9 protein-coding genes are annotated in these 17,437 nt (G+C 71.7%); 1 reads left to right on the forward strand and 8 read right to left on the reverse strand.

The window, feature by feature from the left end:
- Positions 1 to 149 precede the first annotated feature (149 nt).
- Positions 150 to 1,010 (reverse strand): class II aldolase/adducin family protein, encoded by an 861-nt coding sequence (locus ACWGKJ_RS01490; RefSeq protein ID WP_385020588.1) that lies wholly within the window; start codon positions 1,008 to 1,010, stop codon positions 150 to 152.
- 327 nt (positions 1,011 to 1,337) lie between these two features.
- Entirely contained in the window at positions 1,338 to 2,912 is a 1,575-nt protein-coding gene (gene guaA / locus ACWGKJ_RS01495) for a glutamine-hydrolyzing GMP synthase (RefSeq protein ID WP_385020528.1), read from the reverse strand.
- Between the two features lie 377 nt (positions 2,913 to 3,289).
- On the opposite strand from guaA, the gene ACWGKJ_RS01500 reads away from it, so the two are divergent.
- Positions 3,290 to 3,592 (forward strand): chorismate mutase, encoded by a 303-nt coding sequence (locus tag ACWGKJ_RS01500; protein ID WP_385020591.1) that lies wholly within the window; start codon positions 3,290 to 3,292, stop codon positions 3,590 to 3,592.
- A gap of 694 nt (positions 3,593 to 4,286) precedes the next feature.
- Here the strand turns inward: ACWGKJ_RS01500 and ACWGKJ_RS01505 are convergent.
- From ACWGKJ_RS01505 to ACWGKJ_RS01530, 6 genes are all read right to left on the reverse strand, one after another.
- A complete protein-coding gene (locus tag ACWGKJ_RS01505) occupies positions 4,287 to 6,125 on the reverse strand; it encodes a GMC oxidoreductase (RefSeq protein ID WP_385020532.1) in 1,839 nt (612 codons plus the stop codon).
- An 81-nt stretch (positions 6,126 to 6,206) separates the two neighbouring features.
- Entirely contained in the window at positions 6,207 to 7,829 is a 1,623-nt protein-coding gene (locus tag ACWGKJ_RS01510; RefSeq protein WP_385020534.1) for a succinic semialdehyde dehydrogenase, read from the reverse strand.
- Between the two features lie 159 nt (positions 7,830 to 7,988).
- Positions 7,989 to 9,914: a protein kinase domain-containing protein gene (locus ACWGKJ_RS01515; protein WP_453315657.1), complete on the reverse strand. Its 1,926-nt coding sequence runs from the start codon at positions 9,912 to 9,914 to the stop codon at positions 7,989 to 7,991.
- A gap of 198 nt (positions 9,915 to 10,112) precedes the next feature.
- Positions 10,113 to 11,855, reverse strand: a complete 1,743-nt coding sequence (locus tag ACWGKJ_RS01520) for a serine/threonine-protein kinase (protein ID WP_385020540.1) — start codon at positions 11,853 to 11,855, stop codon at positions 10,113 to 10,115.
- 106 nt (positions 11,856 to 11,961) lie between these two features.
- Positions 11,962 to 14,925 carry a protein kinase gene (locus ACWGKJ_RS01525; protein WP_385020543.1) on the reverse strand — a complete coding sequence of 988 codons (2,964 nt, stop codon included), beginning with the start codon at positions 14,923 to 14,925 and terminating at the stop codon, positions 11,962 to 11,964.
- 133 nt (positions 14,926 to 15,058) lie between these two features.
- Positions 15,059 to 17,005 carry a serine/threonine-protein kinase gene (locus tag ACWGKJ_RS01530; RefSeq protein ID WP_385020546.1) on the reverse strand — a complete coding sequence of 649 codons (1,947 nt, stop codon included), beginning with the start codon at positions 17,003 to 17,005 and terminating at the stop codon, positions 15,059 to 15,061.
- Between the last annotated feature and the right edge of the window lie 432 nt (positions 17,006 to 17,437).

The following is a 17,437-nucleotide window of genomic DNA, read 5'->3' on the forward strand; positions in this document are numbered from 1 at the left end:
CCGCACTCACGGTGCCGCAGACACAGCAGGTCAGGTCAGGGAGGATGATTGACGCCACGTCAGGTTGACGGGTGTGCGGGACGCCCCGGTGTGCCGGGGCCGCGCGAGCGTGCCGGGCGTCCAGGCGGACACGCTCGTACGGGTGTTGTTCACGCCTCCGCGCCGGGACCGGTTCCGCTGATCTGCCGCCACAGCGGCTGGTAGTTGATCCAGGCCACCAGATCGCTGCCCAGCTGGTCACGGGTGGCGACCGCGTTCCGGTGGTCGATCAGTACCGGCTTTCCGGCGGCCCGTGCGGCGAGCTGGACCTGGCAGCAGCGTTCCAGGGTGATGAACCACCAGGCCGCTGCGTCGACCGAATCGCCCACGGTCAGCAGCCCGTGGTTGCGGAGGATGATCGCCTTGCGGTCGCCGAGCGCGGCGGCGATCCTGCCGCCCTCCTCCTCGTCCACGACGACGCCCGTGTACGAGTCGTAGAGCGCGTGGTCCTCGTAGAAGGCACAGGACTCCTGGGTGATGGGGTCCAGGAGTTCGCCGAGCGCGGACAACGCCCGCCCGTGCACCGAGTGGCTGTGGGCGACCGCCACGACGGCGGGCCTGGCCCGGTGCACCTGGGCGTGCACCGCGAAGGCGGCCTGGTTGACGTGGTGGCGGCCCTCGACGACCTGGCCGTCCCCGCTGACCAGGATCAGATCGTCCGCCCCCAGCTCCGCCAGCGGCGCCCCGAAGGGGTTCACCCAGAAGCAGTCGGGGTACCCCGGGTCGCGGGCCGTGATGTGGCCGGAGACCCCGTCCTCGTACCCGTACCGCCCGAAGAGCCGCAGCGCCCCCGCGAGCCTCGCCTTCCGGTACTGCCGCTCATCGGCCGGCGTCTCGTGCACCGGCGGCATCGCGAACCGGAGCTGATCGACCGGTACGGGCGCGGGCGCGGACGCAGCCGGGACCGCGGCCGGCCCAGGGGTGGAGGCGGGGTCGGAGGCGGGGGCAGCGGCCGGTATCGGGGCTGGCATCTCAGTCATGGCCGGAAGCTACCGCGCGTTACCGCAGGTGAACAGAGTCATGCGGTGAACAGAATCGTCCGGTGGGGAGTGCGCGCGGTGGAGAGAGCGGGCCGGGGGACGGCGGAAGGGACGGGCCGGACGCAGGGGACGGCCGTACGGAAAGGACAGGCCGGACGCAGGCGCCGGGCCGGACGGCGAAGCGCCGCCCTCCCGGATGTCCGGGAGGGCGGCGCTCGTCGGCTGTGCGGAGGCGCGGGTGTACAGCGAGGTGTACGGAGGGGAGGCGGAGCCGGGCGGCAGGCCGCCCGCACCCCGCTGCCTACAGCACCCTGCCTGCTACTCCCACTCGATGGTGCCCGGGGGCTTGCTCGTCACATCGAGCACCACCCGGTTCACATCGGCGACCTCGTTCGTGATCCGCGTCGAGATCTTCCCCAGCACCTCGTACGGCAGGCGCGTCCAGTCCGCCGTCATGGCGTCCTCGGACGAGACGGGCCGCAGCACGATCGGGTGGCCGTACGTGCGGCCGTCGCCCTGGACGCCGACCGACCGGACGTCCGCGAGCAGCACCACGGGGCACTGCCAGATCTCGCGGTCGAGACCGGCGGCCGTGAGCTCCTCGCGGGCGATGGCGTCGGCCTCGCGCAGCAGGTCGAGCCGCTCCTTGGTGACCTCGCCGACGATACGGATCCCGAGACCGGGGCCCGGGAACGGCTGACGGTGGACGATCTCGTCCGGCAGGCCGAGCTCCTGGCCGACCATCCGGACCTCGTCCTTGAAGAGCTGGCGCAACGGCTCGACCAGCTTGAACTCGATGTCGTCGGGGAGCCCGCCCACATTGTGGTGGGACTTGATGTTGGCGGTGCCGGTGCCGCCGCCGGACTCGACCACGTCCGGGTACAGCGTGCCCTGCACCAGGAACGCGACATCCTCACCCGCGTCGGCGATGATCTCGGCCTGGGCCTGCTCGAAGACCCGGATGAACTCACGGCCGATGATCTTCCGCTTCTCCTCGGGGTCCGAGACACCCTTGAGCGCGGTCAGGAAGCGGTCCTCGGCGTCGACCACCTTGAGCTGGACGCCCGTGGCGGCGACGAAGTCCTTCTCGACCTGCTCGGTCTCGCCCTTGCGCATCAGCCCGTGGTCGACGTACACGCAGGTCAGCTGGGAGCCGATGGCCTTCTGCACCAGTGCGGCGGCGACGGCGGAGTCGACACCCCCGGAGAGCCCGCAGATGGCCCGCTTGGTGCCGACCTGCTCGCGGATCAGGGCAACCTGCTCCTCCACGACGTTGGTCGTGGTCCAGGCCGGGTCGATGCCCGCGCCCCGGTAGAGGAAGTGCTCCAGGACCTGCTGGCCGTAGGTGGAGTGCAGCACCTCGGGGTGGTACTGGACGCCGTACAGCTTCTTCTCGTCGTTCTCGAAGGCCGCGACCGGTACGACGTCGGTGGACGCGGTGACCGTGAACCCCTCGGGGGCGGCCGAGCAGGCGTCGCCGTGCGACATCCACACCGGCTGTTCGGCCGGGGTGCCCTCGAATAGGGTCGAGGCGGACTTGGAGACGGTGAGTGCGGTCCGGCCGTACTCGCGGGCGCCGTTGTCGTCGACCGTGCCGCCGAGCGTGGACGCCATGAGCTGGAAGCCGTAGCACATACCGAAGACCGGGACCCCGGCCTCGAAGAGCGCCCGGTCGAGCGAGGGCGCGCCCGGCGCGTACACGGACGACGGGCCACCGGAGAGGATGATCGCCTTCGGGTTCTTCGCCAGCATCTCGGCCACCGGCATGGTGGACGGCACGATCTCGCTGTAGACCCGCGCCTCACGGACGCGACGGGCGATGAGCTGGGCGTACTGCGCGCCGAAGTCGACGACGAGGACGACGTCGGGGGCGGCGGGGGGTGCTGCTGGCACGGGGCGGCCTTCCGGCGGGAAAGGGGGTCTTGTCACGGGGTCTTGTATGTCGATTCTAACGGGGCCCGGGAAACCGGTTTGTCTCTCCCTCCGAAGGCCGTCCATACTGGGGCCGTGCATCAGCAGCTGACCTTCGTCTTTACCTATGGCACCGGCCCGTCCGGCTGCCACGGGTCCTCTGGTTCTGCTGCTTGAGCCACTGACAGACACTTCCCCAGGCGCCCCGGACCGGCAAGGTCCGGGGCGCCTGTGCATTCCGGAGCTGCCGTTCGGGGGCCGTATCCCTCCAGGAGCACGGACACATGAGCACCGGACACATGAGCACCGGCATCAGCACGGATATCAGCACCGGCATCAACGCCGAGGCCGCCACCGGCATCAGCTCCGAGGCCGGCACCGGCACCGACCTGCACGGCACGGGAGCGCACAGCGGTGAGGCCGCGGGCGTGATCACGGGCGCGCGCGGGCGCATCGACAGCCTCGACGACCGGATCATCGGTCTGATCCAGGAGCGGATGGCGGTGTCGGCCGTCATCCAGGACGCCCGGATGACATCCGGCGGACGCCGGGTGAACCTCTCGCGCGAGATGGAGGTCCTTGGCCACTACAGCGAGGCGCTCGGCAAACCGGGTACGGGGCTCGCGATGACCGTGCTCGAACTGTGCCGGGGGCGGATCTGAGCCGGCCGGGGACAGCCCGTATCTGAGTTCGGGCCCGCTCTCACCCGTACGGCGCGTGACCGGGCCCGGCGGCACTTCGTTGGTCCAGGCGTCCGTGTCAGCCAGGGGCGGCCTGTTGGAAAAGAGAAAACCACGCGTGGCTTCGCTGAGGTGTGTGACGTACTGCAGGTGCGTCGTGGGACCACACCGCAGCGCGTGTGACCGGGCGGCAGGGGACAGCGGCCCGGTCACCCACGGCCGTCGGTTCCGGGGACGCCCGGAGCCGACAGCCCTGAACCGGCACCCCTTCCTGTACGGGTGGAGCTCCGGCTGTACGGGTGGAGCTCCAGCGGGACCGTCGGCCCCGTCCCGCACTTCCGTCCGCGTCCCGCCTCACACTCTCCGCGGCGCCCACCCCCCGGCGCCGCCACCCCGCACCGGTGCTGCCCTGACGCCGGTGCCGCAGACCAGGGGCCCGTGGAGTCAGCTCCACGGGCCCCTGGCTCCGTACTGCCGGGTGATGCAGGTCACACAAGGATTCCAGGGGTGCGGAAGCAACCATTCAGCGGGCCGGCCGGTCATCCATGCATAGCCACCAGTGGCCCCACCCGTGTGCGTCAGCACCACGACAGGGCCGGGCGGCGGCGTCTCGGGAGGGCTGCACTCGGAGGGGGGTGCAGCCCTCCCGCACACCACGAGCCGCCCGACAGGCAGGCTACTTCCGTGGCCCCGCGGGCTCATCGGCGCCCGCCGGCCTCTTCGGCGGAACCACCGGCACCTCCAGGAACGGCAGCCTCAGCGCGCCGAAAGCTGAAGCCGGTACGGCCGGTGACCCCGGTTCGACGGCGGCGAGACGCTCGTACGGCTCCCCCTGCGCGGGGCGCGGATCAGCGTCGCCCTTGTTGGGCCAGAACGACATGGCGCGCTCCGCCTGCGCGGTGATGGTCAGCGAAGGGTTGACGCCGAGGTTCGCCGAGACCGCCGACCCGTCGACCACGGAGATCCCCGGATGCCCGTACAGCCGGTGGTACGGGTCGATCACCCCCTCGTCGGCCGACGCACCGATCGGGCAGCCGCCCAGGAAATGGGCGGTCAGGGGGGTCCCCATCAGCTCGCCGACGTTCGACCCGGCGAAGCCGTTGATCTCCTCGGCGATCAGGGTCGCGGCCCGGGTGCCCTCGGCGATCTGCTTCGGGTTGGGCGCGCCATGGCCCTGCCTGGCCGTCAGCAGCCCCCGGCCGATTCCCCCCTGTTTGCGGTAGGTCGTCAGGGAGTTGTCCAGCGACTGCATCACCAGACCGATGATGGTCCGCTCGGACCAGCGCCGGTTGGAGAGTGAACGGGCCGTCAGCCAGGGGTGTCTGGCGACATTGCCGAGCCACCCGAGGACCCGCCTCGATCCGAAGGGCACCTGGATGATGGACATCGCGCCCATCGCGTTGGACCCCTTGCCGTACCGGACCGGCTCGATATGGGTGTTCGCGTCCGGGTGGATCGACGAGGTGATCGCGACACCCCGGGTGAAGTCGGCCTTCGGTACGCCGTGTTTCCTGCGGTAGCGGCGGTCCGTGGTCTGCGAGCCCACCAGCGCCTCGGAGTTGGTGCGGGTCAGTTCCCCGAGCTTCGGCGAAAGGCGCGGCAGCAGCCCCTGGTCCCGCATGGTGTGGAGCAGGGTCTGGGTGCCGTACGTCCCCGCGGCGACCACCACCTGCCGGGCCCGCAGCACCCGCGGCCCCTTCTTGCGGGCGTCGGTCCTGACCGTGGTGACCCGGTATCCGCCCTCGCCGTGCTCGGCTATCGCGGTCACGGAGGTCAGGGGGTGGATGACCGCGCCCGCCTTCTCCGCGAGGTAGAGGTAGTTCTCGGTGAGGGTGTTCTTCGCTCCGTGGCGGCAGCCCGTCATGCACTCGCCGCACTCGGTGCACGCCTTGCGGGAGGGGCCCGCCCCACCGAAGTAGGGGTCGTCGACGGCGCGGCCCGGCTCGGCACGCGCCGTCCCGTCCGAGTCCTCTCCGTCACCGAAGAAGACACCGACGGGCGCCAGGTGGAAGGAGTCCCCCACCCCCATCGCGTCGGCGGACGCCTTCAGATGGACGTCCGACGGCGTCATCGTCGGGTTGATCCGCACCCCGAGCATGCGCTGCGCCTGGTCGTAGTAGGGCGCCAGTTCGTCCCGCCAGTCCGTGATGGACGCCCACTGCCGGTCCTTGAAGAACGGCTCCGGCGGGACGTACAGCGTGTTGGCGTAGTTGAGGGAGCCGCCGCCGACCCCCGCGCCCGCCAGCACCATGACATTGCCGAGGAGGTGGACGCGCTGGATGCCGTAGAGGCCGAGCGCCGGGGCCCAGAGGTAGTTCCTGATGTCCCAGGAGTTCCTGGGGAGGGTGCCCGGCGTGAAGCGGCGGCCCGCCTCCAGGACGCCGACCCGGTACCCCTTCTCGGTGAGCCGCAGCGCGGTGACCGAGCCGCCGAAGCCGGAGCCGACCACCAGGACGTCGTAGTCGTACGGTGCGTCGGCCGCGTCCTCACCGCGGACAGAGTTCTCCTGTGACATGGACTCTCCTCGTGGGCAATGAGCGGGGTACGGAGCCGGACAGGGGCAGCGCAGGGGGTCAGGGCGGTCGGCAGGGCAGGGTCAGCGCAGCCGCAGGGCCTTCATCGCCCTGAGGCTGCGGCTCATGAAGGCGGCGTACTTCTCGTCGTCCATACCGAAGGACGGCGCCATCGGCATCACCCGCTGGTGGGCGACGGTCTGCGCCTCGGTGTACTTGAGGATGCCCTCCGAGCCGTGCCGGCGGCCGAGTCCCGAGTCCTTCATGCCGCCCATCGGGGACTGCACGCTGCCGTACGCGGGCGCGTACCCCTCGTTGATGTTGACCGTGCCGGTCCGCAGCCGGGTCGCGACCGCGTGACCGCGGCTTCCGCTCCTGGTCCAGACGCTCGCGTTGAGGCCGTAGGGCGTGGCGTTGGCGGTCGCGACCGCCTCGTCCTCGTCCTGGAAGCGGTAGACCGAGACCACCGGGCCGAAGGTCTCCTCATTGCAGACGGCCATCGGCGCCTCGACGCCCTCCAGGATGGTCGGCTCGTAGAAGAGCGGGCCGATGTCCGTACGGTGCACCCCGCCCGCGATCACGGTGGCGCCCTTGGAGACCGCCTCGTCCACGTGCCGCCGTACGGCCTCCAGCTGCCGTTCTCCGGCGAGGGAGCCCATGTCGGCGCCGTAGGCGAGCGAGGCGCCGAGGCGCATCGCCTTCGTGCGTGCGGCGAAACGCTCCAGGAACGCGTCGGCGACCGACTCGTGGACGTACAGCCGCTCGATGGAGATGCAGAGCTGGCCCGCCGACGAGAAGCAGGCGCGGACCGCGCCCGCGGCCGCCTTCTCGATGTCCGCGTCCTCCAGGACCAGCATGGCGTTCTTGCCGCCCAGTTCGAGGGAGACGCCGATCAGCCGGTCGGCCGCGCCACGGGCGACCTCGCGGCCGGTGCGGGTCGAGCCGGTGAAGGAGACGAAGTCGGCGCGCTTGACCAGTTCGGGTCCGATGACCGGGCCATCGCCCAGCACCACCTGGAAGACCTCGGCGGGCAGTCCGGCCTCGATGATCAGGTCCCGGGCCCAGAGCGCGGTCAGGGCGGTCTCGGTGTCCGGCTTCATCACCAGGGCGTTGCCGGAGACGAGGGCGGGCAGGGCGTCGCCGATGGAGAGCTCGAAGGGGTAGTTCCAGGGGGCGATCTGGCCCACCACACCGCGCGGCTGGCGCACCTCGGTGACCTTGGTGAACGTCGGGATCGCGCCGGTGTGCCCCTTGGGCTTGAGATACGAGGGCGCCTTGCGGCCGTAGTGGCGTGCCGCGACGGTGACGGCCTGGACCTCTTCGTGGGCGTGCAGCCTGGCCTTGCCGGTCTCCAGCTGGATGAGGTCGAGGACCTCGGCCTGCCGGGAGAGCACCAAGTCGTGGAAGCGCAGCAGGACGGCCGCCCGGGTCCGGACGGGGGTCGCGGCCCAGGCGGCCTGGGCGGCGCGGGCCCGCTCGAAGGCGGTCGCGACGTCGTCCGGGGTCGACTCGGGCAGATCGGCCAGCTTCCCGCCGGTGAACGGGGTGTGGTTGGCCGTCCGTCCGGAACCCACCACACCGCGGGTCAGCTGGGCGACCACCTCGGGGGTGACCACATCGGCCGCGGTACGCACTCCGGAAGGGGCGGGGGCGATCGGGTTCGTGCCCTGGGGGGCCGTGGCGGTGGGAGCCTGCGAGTCCGTCATGAGGGGAGGCTATGCCCCGGCGCAGCGTTTCGGTACCCATCAGTAACGCCTTTTCACGGTCCCCACATATGCCGCCAGTGATCGCTGGCGACATAACCCCTGATCAGGCGGGTTGACCGCTGGAGCCATGGCGACCATGACCAACAGCGGCCCCGGACTTCAGCGGCGGTCCGCGGTGCCACCCGCTGCCGTCGGCACGGTGAAGGAGCCGACGGCCGTGGTGAAGTGGCGTTGCGCCGTGCCGAGGCGGCCGACCGGCGCCGACACCCAGACGTCGTAGAGGCGGCCGTCCTGCTCCCAGCAGAGGTCGTACGTGTGACGGGCGCCCTCACCCCTGGAGTAACCGTTCCAGGTGAACTCCCAGAGCGCCGCCTCATGTCCGTCGTGCGTCGCCGCGGTGACGGTGCCGTCCCGGTACCCGGGGTTGGTACGGGGCCCCGCCGCGTCCGATGCGCGCTGTGTCGCCATCGGCCCGCCGCCGGGGCCGCCGTGGATCCGGATGCCGATACGGAAGACCTGCCCTGGCGTCAGGTAGTAGACGCGCTTCTCGTCGGTGGAACGGGTGGCATCGTCCGGGACGGCGAGGGAGAAGCCCCCGGGGTCGTCGGCCCTGCGGTACCCGGGCGGCGCCGGCGACGCCCGGCGGGCCGGCGTCCCCGCGGGAGTGGAACCGGGCCCCGCCGCGCGGCCCGGATGCTGCCGCGTTCCGTGGTCCGCGGTGGCCGTGGGCCCAGCGGCCGGTACGGAGGTCACGCTCCGGGACGGTGCGGCGCTGCCCGTACGATCCGCTCCCGCGCCGCCGATCCCATACAGGACGAGCCCGTACAGGACGATCCCGGCCCCGGTGACCCCGGCGGCCAGCACTCCCCCGACGAGGGCGGCCCGCCGGAGCACGGGTCGCGGGGGCCGGGACGGCAGCCCGTCGGGGAACACGGCGGCCGACCCGGCGGGGGACACGGCGGCCGACCCGGCGAGTGGCCCGGCGGCGGGAGGCGGCATCTCCGGGGTGGGTGAGGCGCCGGGGGCGGGTGCGGGATCCGGGGTGAGAGAGGCGCCTGGGGCGAGGGAGAGACCCGGGGCGGGTGCGACGTCCGGGACGGGTGGCACATTGGGGACGGGTGCGGGATCCGGGGCGGGTGCGACATTCGGGACCGGTGGCACGTTGGGGACGGGTGCGGGATCCGGGGCGGGTGCGACATTCAGGGCAGGTGGCACGTTGGGGACGGGTGCGGGATCCGGGACGGGTGCGGGGTCCGGAGTGGCTGAGGAACCGGGCGCGGCGGGGGCGCTCGGCGCGGGAGGGGCATCCTGCACAGAAGGGGTATCCGGCACGAAAGGGATGCCGCCACCAGCGCATCCCCCCACATACACCCCCAGGAGCCGCTCCGCCTCGTCCACGCCCATCCGGCGGGCCGCATCCCGTTCGAGCAGACCCAGGACGACGGGCAGCAGCGGCCCGGCCCCGGCGGGCGGGCGGATCTCATCGGTGACCACCGCGTGCACCACCCCGACCAGCGAATCCCGGTGGAAGGGCGACTCCCCGCTCAGCGCGGCACACAGCAGCGCGCCCAGCGACCAGAGGTCGGACGCGGGCCCGGCCACCGCGCCCTGCACCCGTTCCGGCGAGGTGTACTCGGGGGAGCCGAAGAACGCTCCCGGCTCGCTGATCGTGGTCGCCCCGTCGAGCCGCGCGATCCCGAAGTCGGTGAGGACCACCCGGCCGTCGCTCTCCAGCAGGACATTGCCGGGCTTGATGTCCCGGTGCAGTACGCCCCTGGCGTGCGCCGCCCGGAGCGCGCCCAGCAGCGCCACCCCGATCCGCGCGGCCTCCCGGGTGCCCACCGGGCCGTGCGCGGAGAGCCGGTCGGCCAGTGAACCGCCGACCACCAGCTCCATGACAATGTACGGGCGTTCGTCCTCGACGACCACGTCGTGGACGACGATCACATGCGGATGCTTGATCTGCGCGACCGCCCGCGCCTCACGCAGCGCCGACGCCGGGGCAGCCCCGGTCTCCGTGTTCAGCTCCTTGACGGCGACCTCCCGCCCGAGCAGCTGGTCGGTGGCCCGCCAGACCGTACCCATACCGCCGCGGCCGATCCGGTCCCCCACCAGATAACGTCCGGCGATCAGGCGGCTGTTACTCAGACGGCTGTTACGCGGATCCTGTGCCACTTGTCCCCCTACGTCCCCCGGGGGTCCATCATGCCGCACGGACGCCGCGCAGCAGCGGCGCCGGCCGGAGCATGTACGGAGACGCGCTCCGCACCGCACCGGCCGGGTTCAGCCCGGCGGCTGCCAGTAGCGCAGGATCGTGTCGAACCGGCTGCGGTCCCAGTCCTTGGCCGGCCCGCCCATGTAGATCGCGTACTCGGCCTGGCCGTGGTTCACGTTGTACATCTGGTCGATGGCCCGGCGCTTCCCCGGCTGCCCCTTGGTCTCGGTCCAGGTGAACTCCCAGAGCGCGGCGTCCTCGTCGCGGAAGTTGTTCACGTGCAGCGTGATCCGCCGGTAGTCGGGGAGACGCTTCAGCTGCGGTTCCAGGGCGAGTTCATGCAGGTAGGGGGTCGAGTAGTCCGGGCTCTTGTCGATGCTGATCCGGATGAAGTGGTTGCCGTCGTCCGGCGTGTAGTCGATCTCGTTGGAGCCGTCCATCTGACGCTTCCAGCCATTGGGCAGAACGAGACTGAAACCCTCGGGCTCGGTCACCCGGTGCCAGCCCGCCGGTATGCCTCCGCGCGGCTTGGGCTGCTGACCGCCGCCCGAGCCGCCGGTTCCCGAGGCCGTGTCGCCGCCGGAACGGCTGCCCCCGTTCCCGTACTTCATGATGCCGAAGCCGACCCCGGCACCGATGACCACGGCGAGCGCGAGGACCAGGGCCCCGGTCCGTATCCGGCGCCGCTTCCGCCCGGCGGGGCCGGCCGGGGACGGAGCACCGGCCCCGGAACCCGGCGCGGTCCCGGGCGCGGTGGCGGGCCCGGCGGCCGGCACGGTCCCGAGTGCGGGTGCGGACAGGGCCGTGGATGCCGCTGCCGGTATCTCCGCCGGTATCGCCTCCGGTACGGGCGGGGCAGCCGCCTGTCCGGCGGGCGCATCCGCACCGGACGGCATACTGATCCGGCTCGTGGGTGTGGCGTCCTGGAGCATGCCCTCGGCGACCAGCTGCGTCGGGACGTACGCCTCGGCCTGCCGCGGCTTGCGCCCCTCCATCGCGTCGAGCAGCATGCGCTCCGCCTCGGCGGGTCCCGGCCGTTCCGCGGGGTCCTTGCGCAGCAGTCCGGTGATGACGGGGGTGAGCGGCCCGGCCCGGGTGAGCTTCGGCGGCTCGTCGTTGACGACGGCCTGGAGTGTGGAGATCGGCGAGGTGCGGCGGAAGGGCGAGCGCTCCTCGACGGCGGTGAAGAGCGTGGCGCCCAGCGACCAGAGGTCGGACGCGGGGCCGGGCTCCTCGCCGTACACCCGCTCCGGGGCCAGGTAGTCGATGGAGCCGACGATCTCGCCGGTCCTGGTGATCTCCGAGTCGCCCTCGATCGCGGCGATGCCGAAGTCGGTGATGAGGACCCGGCTGTCGTGGGCGAGCAGCACGTTGCCCGGTTTCACATCGCGGTGGAGTACCCCCGCCGCGTGCGCGGCGCGCAGCGCTCCCAGCACATGCAGTCCCACCCGGGCGGCCTCGCGGGGGGCGAGCGCGCCCGACTCCTTGACCACGTCGGCAAGTGACGGGCCGTCGATGTACTCCATGACGATCCACGGCCGGTCGTCGAACTCGATGACGTCATGGACGGTGACGACCCCGGGATGGTTGATGCGCGCGGCCGCCCGCGCTTCCTTCTGCGTCCTGGCGTGCAGGACGGCCCGGTCGGCCTCCGACACGTACAGACCGGCCGTCAGTTCTTTGACGGCGACGGTCCGGTGCAGCACCTCGTCGTGAGCCCGCCAGACCTTGCCCATGCCGCCGCGACCGATGAGTTCGCCCAGCCGATAACGACCGGCGAGCACCAAGTCCGCGTTGTGAGTGTGTTCCACGTGCCCCTGTCCGTTCCCTTGGCTGCCAGGTTACGGACGGATATTCGGTCTTGGAACCTCGGGGCGGGCCGTGATACCGCACTGTGACGGGAATCGCGCAGTCCTCTCACTTCACCGTTCGGTAGGTGGCCACGGCCTGTTCATAGATTTCGGTGACCTTGTCCCGCTGCGCTTCGGGGCCGATGACCTGCACGATGTGGTAGCGGCCCGCGATAATCATGGCCACATTACGGACGTACACCTCGCGCCCGCTGCTGTCCTGCCAGGTGAACTGTCCTTCGGCCATGGCCTGCTTGCCGACGTCTATCCGGCGCAGCCCCGAAGCGGACGACCACGTGGAGTCACGGAACGGCTTGAGCTCCCGTTCCTTGTTGCGCTGGTACGCCATCGGATCGGCGCCGTCGTCCTTGACGCTGTCGCGGCCGGGGACGACGACGAGTTCGAAATCGCCGCCGATGAAACGCACCTGACCCGCGTCGTTGACGGGCCTGCGCTCCCAGTCCTTGGCCACCGCCACCTGAAACCCTTCGGGGTCCTTACGGACGGCGTAACCGGCCGCGGGGCCACCGCTGTCGGGCTCCGTGCCCTGCGGCGACCGGGGTGTCCCGGCCGACGCGGACTGCGGGGAGCCCTGCTGCGGCGAGCCCTGCTGCCCGGACGCCGAACCGGTCGGTACGGAGGCAGGCGCACCGCTGCCGCCCCGCGCGGAGTCGTCGGCCTTCGGCATGAACTTCAGCGCGTACACGAGGGCGGCGACCAGAACGACCAGGATGACGACGAGCAGTGTCCGCCCGAGCGAGCGCGGCTTCGCGTCCGGCCGGGGCTGTCCGCCTCCCGGCGCGTGCCTTTCGGACGGGCCCGCCGCAACGGAGTGCATGGGCTGCGCCGACTCCACCGGGCGGAGGGGTCCGGCCGGGCCCTGCTCTCTTCGCCTTCCACTCCTGCGCTGCTGGCGGTGGCGGCCGTGTACGCCGTCCGCACCCGGGTTGCGGCGGCGACGGCGGACCAGCTCGCCCCTGCGGCGCTTGATCGGCAGCCGGGTGGCGTCGGCGGGCGGGACGGGCACGATCCCCTGCCCGGCGTCGGGCTCGGGCGCCGACCGCACCAGCGAGCGGAGCCAGCCGCGCAGCTCCTCTATCTCCGGGCGCTCCGTGGGGTCCTGACGCAGCAGCGACTCCACGACGGGCCGCAGCGGACCGCACTCCTCGGCGTACGCGGGAGGCTCGGCGCAGACCAGCTGGACGAGTTCGGCCGCGCTCTCCTCCGGGTACGGGGCATGGCCCTGGACGGCCCGGAAGAGCAGCGCGCCCAGCGCCCACAGATCGGTGGCGGGCCCGACCGGCGCCGCGAGCTGCCAGTTGCCGTGGACAGGGCCGGCCTGCTCGGGCGCCCACCGTTCGGTGACGGCGCCCACAACGGTGATACGGGCCTGCCGGGCCCGCTCGGCGGCAAGCGGCGTCCTGGGCCCCCGAGGCGCGGGCACCGTGGCCCCCGCCGGGCCCTGCCCCCAACCGTCCGGCACGGCGACGGCGGTGTGGGGGGCGAGGGGAGCCTGGGGAGCCTGGGGAGCCTGGACATCCCGGTTCCAGGCACCGTGGTCCTGCGGGTCGCGATCGTGCCCGTCACGGATCTGAGCATCACGGATCGACGCATCGCCATCCCGGGCATCACGATCAAAGGCCTCACGGTCATGGGCACCGCGCAGGTCGTCGCCACGCAGGTCCTCGGGGCGCATGGTGTCGGGGCGCATGCCGTTCCCCGCGCCGGAACGCGGCTGCGCTCCATGCCAGAAGTCCGCCGGTCCCTGCGATCCCTGCGACCCGGCCGGTCCCTGCGATCCCGGCGACCCGGCCGGTCCCTGCGATCCCGGCGACCCGGCCGGTTCCGGCACCCCCGGCGAGCCCTGTCTCCCGGCCTGCGAAGGATCGGACGCGGGGCGCTGCACGGGGAACCCCCCGCTGTCGTCGCCCCGCCCGTCCTCACTGACGCGTGCCGCAGCCCGCGCCCCGGCGCGGTAGGCCGCTATGGCCCCGGCCCGCGCGGCACGGACATCCCCCGCCGAAACGGCGTCGTCACCACCCCTGGGCCCGGGCAGGCCCGGGCCGCCCGGTCCTCCCTGGGTGTGGGGTGTGTGAGGCGTACGGGGTGTGCGGGACGTCGGCGACGTCGTGTTCTGCGCCTGGTCGTACACCGCGCCGAGCGGCTGCCCCGGCCGCTCGTCCTGGGTGTAGCCGGGCGGCAGCCCCGGTCCGGCCGGGAGCGCCTGTGTACCGGACGCCTGTGTACCGGAAGGACGTTGCTGCACCGTCAGCGCCCGGCCGGTATCCGCTCCTGGCGCGGCCGAGGGCTCGGACGTGGGGCGTCCGCCTCGGGTATCCCCGCCGCTGCCCCCTCCACCGACCGCCGGCTGCGCTAAGTCGTCGGCCGGCACCGGGTCATAACCGCACAGCGCCTCCTCGGCCGCTCCGGCTGCCAGCCCCGTCAGGACCACGCGGCCGTCGTCGCAGACCAGCACCGTACGGGTGGTGATGTTGCGGTGGGTCCAGCCGTGGGCGTGCAGCACACGCAGCGCGGTGAGCACGTCGGACGCGATCTCCGCCGCGCGGTACGGGTTCAGGGGGCGCTCGGCGAGCATCACGGCCAGCGGGGTGGCCTCGACCAGTTCGCTGACCACCCAGAGCGAACCGCCCTCGGCGAAGACGTCGAAGACCTGGTCCAGCCGGGGATGGTCGGGAATCTGCGCTGCGGACTGCGCCGCCTCCATGGCCCGCCGTACCGCGGGATCGGCGGGCATGCGGGTGGTACGGGCCGACGCGCCCCGCGCATCGGACACCCCGTGCCCCGCCCCGCCCCCTGGCCAGGTACCCGGCCCCGCCCCGAAGCTTGCCCCCGAGCCGGTCTCGTCGAGCATCTCCGCGTCCACGACCTCCGGCAGCGGCACCTGCCGGACCAGGACTTCCTGTCCGCTGTAGGTGTCGAACGCCCGGACCTCCGCGGGCTCGAACTCGTCGCCGGACAGCAGCGGAAGGCGGTAGCGATCGGCAAGGACCCTTCCCGCGTACTCGTCCACGACGCCTCCCCGGAGCGCGCTGTTCCCTGGTCTCGGGGACCGCATCCATCCGTATCAATCCGTCAAATACGGTCGATTACAGGCCCATTGCGGCTGCGTACGGTCCGCGTCCTCTCACAATACGTGTCCTGAGTCACTTCTTGGGAGCGAATGTCTTGAACGCCGTATTACGCAGCGTGGTGCACTCGCCGCCGTCCCATTCGCTCGCCTTGCAGCTGACCATGATGGAGTAGCCGCTCTTGGCGTCCACCTTGAATCCCCTGTTCAGCACCCGGACCCGCTGACCGTTCTGGTCACGCTCGAACGACCAGTCCGCGACCGTCGGATAGCCGTTGTACTCGACCTTGTGTATGCCGAGGTGCTTGTAACCGCCGACGCTGGCCGACAGACCGCCGACCGCGGCCTTCCAGGCAGCAGCGGCGTCATCCTTGGGCGAGCCGTTGAAGTCGATCTGCACACGCGGGAAGCCGCCCCGGGACTTGTTGTAGATCCCGCCCGAACTCACCCCCGCTATGGCCGTGCGGTGAAACCCGGCAGGCATCGCCATCGTGAAGTGGAACCGACCGTCCGTCACCTTCTTGTACCCGCTGGGCAGCGCATCACCGTCGGGCTGCTTGGACGGCTCGTCGTCGGACGAAGGCGTAGCACTCCCGCTGCTCTGCCCCTTGCCCTGATCGCCGTTCTTGCCCTGGTCGTCCGTCTTCCCGCTGTCCGTGCCCTTGCCGTCGTTCTTGCCGTCGTTCTTGCCGTCGCTCCCGGCCGTCGCACCACTCGAAGCGCTCTTGTCACCTGGGGACTTGCTCTGATTGCCCTTGTCGCCCCCGCCGAGCGCGAAGGCGAGGACGGTTCCGAGCACCGCGAGTGCCACAACGGCCGCGATTATCACCAGGGTGCGGCGCGGCACGACATCGGTGATCGGCGCCCTGACCCGGGCGGGCGGCCCGGCGGGTGCGGTGGCGGGCTTGGCCGGAGCAGGCTCGGACCTGGCGTTCCGTACGGAGTTCAGCGCACCGCGCACCCGGTCGGCCGCCGCGGTGTCCCTGACCTTCTGCGGCCAGGCTTCCTTGCCGGACCTGGACTCCTTGGCAGCCCTCGGCTCCTTGGTGAGTTTCGCGGGTTTCGCCGGTCTGGACTCCCCCGCGCCCGGCTTCCCCGCGCCCTTGGGCTCCTCGGGGACCGGCGGCAGCGGCACGACACGCGTCGCGTCCGCCGCGGGCTCGGCGGCCGGTTCCGGCACCTTCGGGGCGTGGATCACGTCATTCAGCAGCCGCCGGGCGCCCGCGTCGTCGAGACGCTGGGCCGGGTCCTTGGCGAGCAGACCGTAGATGACCTCCGAGAGGGCGCCCGCGTTCTTCGGCGGGTCCAGCGGTTCGGTCATCACCGCGGTGAGGGTCGCGATGGCCGACCCCTTGTCGTACGGCGGCACACCCTCGACGCTCGCGTACAGCAGGCCGCCCAGCGACCACAGGTCGGCCGGCGGGCCTGGCTTGTGGCCGCGGGCCCGCTCGGGCGAGATGTACGAGGGGGCGCCGACCAGCATTCCGGTCGAGGTCACCGACGGGTCGCCCTCGACCTGCGCGATCCCGAAGTCGGTCAGCACGACCCGGCCGTCCTCGGCGATCAGCACATTGGACGGCTTCACATCGCGGTGCAGGATGCCCTCACGGTGCGCGAGGCGCAGCACGTCGAGGATCGCGAGGCCCACTTCGGCCGCGCGGACCGGCGTGAGGGCGCCCTTCTCCCGTACCAACTCGGCCAGGGAACAGCCCTCGACCAGCTCCATGACGATCCACGGACGGTCGTCCTCGTCCACCACGTCGTAGACGGTGACCGCTCCGTTGTTACGGATACGGGCGATCGCCTTGGCCTCGCGCAGCGTACGCGTCACGAGCCTGCGCTTCTCGTCCTCGTCGATGGCTGAGGGGAAACGCAGTTCCTTCACCGCGACGGTGCGGCCGAGTGTCTCGTCCACCGCCCGCCAGACGGTGCCCATGCCGCCCTTGCCGAGCACACCCCCAAGCCGGTACCGCCCAGCCAGGAGGCGCCCCTTGGTGTCCTTCGCCTGCTCCGCCTCCGACATGCGTCCCCTCTGCGTTCAACCCGCCCTGGCAGAGCGTTCATTGTCTCTCACTCCGGCACCGATGATGGTGCCGGGTCCGTGGGCGACCATCATGGGCCATGCGGGAGGCGTTTCCTGCCACGCGGGCGCCGCACCCGCCGCCCGCCACCGCGGCGTATCCCGGTACCGCCCGGCCGCACCGCCCCACTTTCTGCCCGTCCCTGCCCGGAGAACCCGAGGTCACACAGGCACTCGGCCTCTTCAGACCTCACGCACCATCACCCGGGCACACTCCCCGACGTGGACTCCCGGCCCACCCGAAACCTCCTCCCTCTCTCGATCCGCCCCTCAGTACGCCCCCGGCCCGCTCCAGTTGAACCCTGAGCCCACCAGGCCGGGCCTCCCCCGCCCCGGTACGGCCGGGCCCCTCCCCGACCGTACCGACTCCGGCCA

Source organism: Streptomyces sp. NPDC054757 (genome assembly GCF_053612185.1).

Bases quoted from the DNA above. Each gene is read 5' to 3' on its own strand.
- ACWGKJ_RS01490 (WP_385020588.1), bottom strand. From the start codon at position 1,010: ATGCCAGCCCCGATACCGGCCGCTGCCCCCGCCTCCGACCCCGCCTCC.
- ACWGKJ_RS01505 (WP_385020532.1), bottom strand. From the start codon at position 6,125: ATGTCACAGGAGAACTCTGTCCGCGGTGAGGACGCGGCCGACGCACCG.
- ACWGKJ_RS01510 (WP_385020534.1), bottom strand. From the start codon at position 7,829: ATGACGGACTCGCAGGCTCCCACCGCCACGGCCCCCCAGGGCACGAAC.
- ACWGKJ_RS01515 (WP_453315657.1), bottom strand. From the start codon at position 9,914: ATGGGTACGGTCTGGCGGGCCACCGACCAGCTGCTCGGGCGGGAGGTC.
- ACWGKJ_RS01530 (WP_385020546.1), bottom strand. From the start codon at position 17,005: ATGTCGGAGGCGGAGCAGGCGAAGGACACCAAGGGGCGCCTCCTGGCT.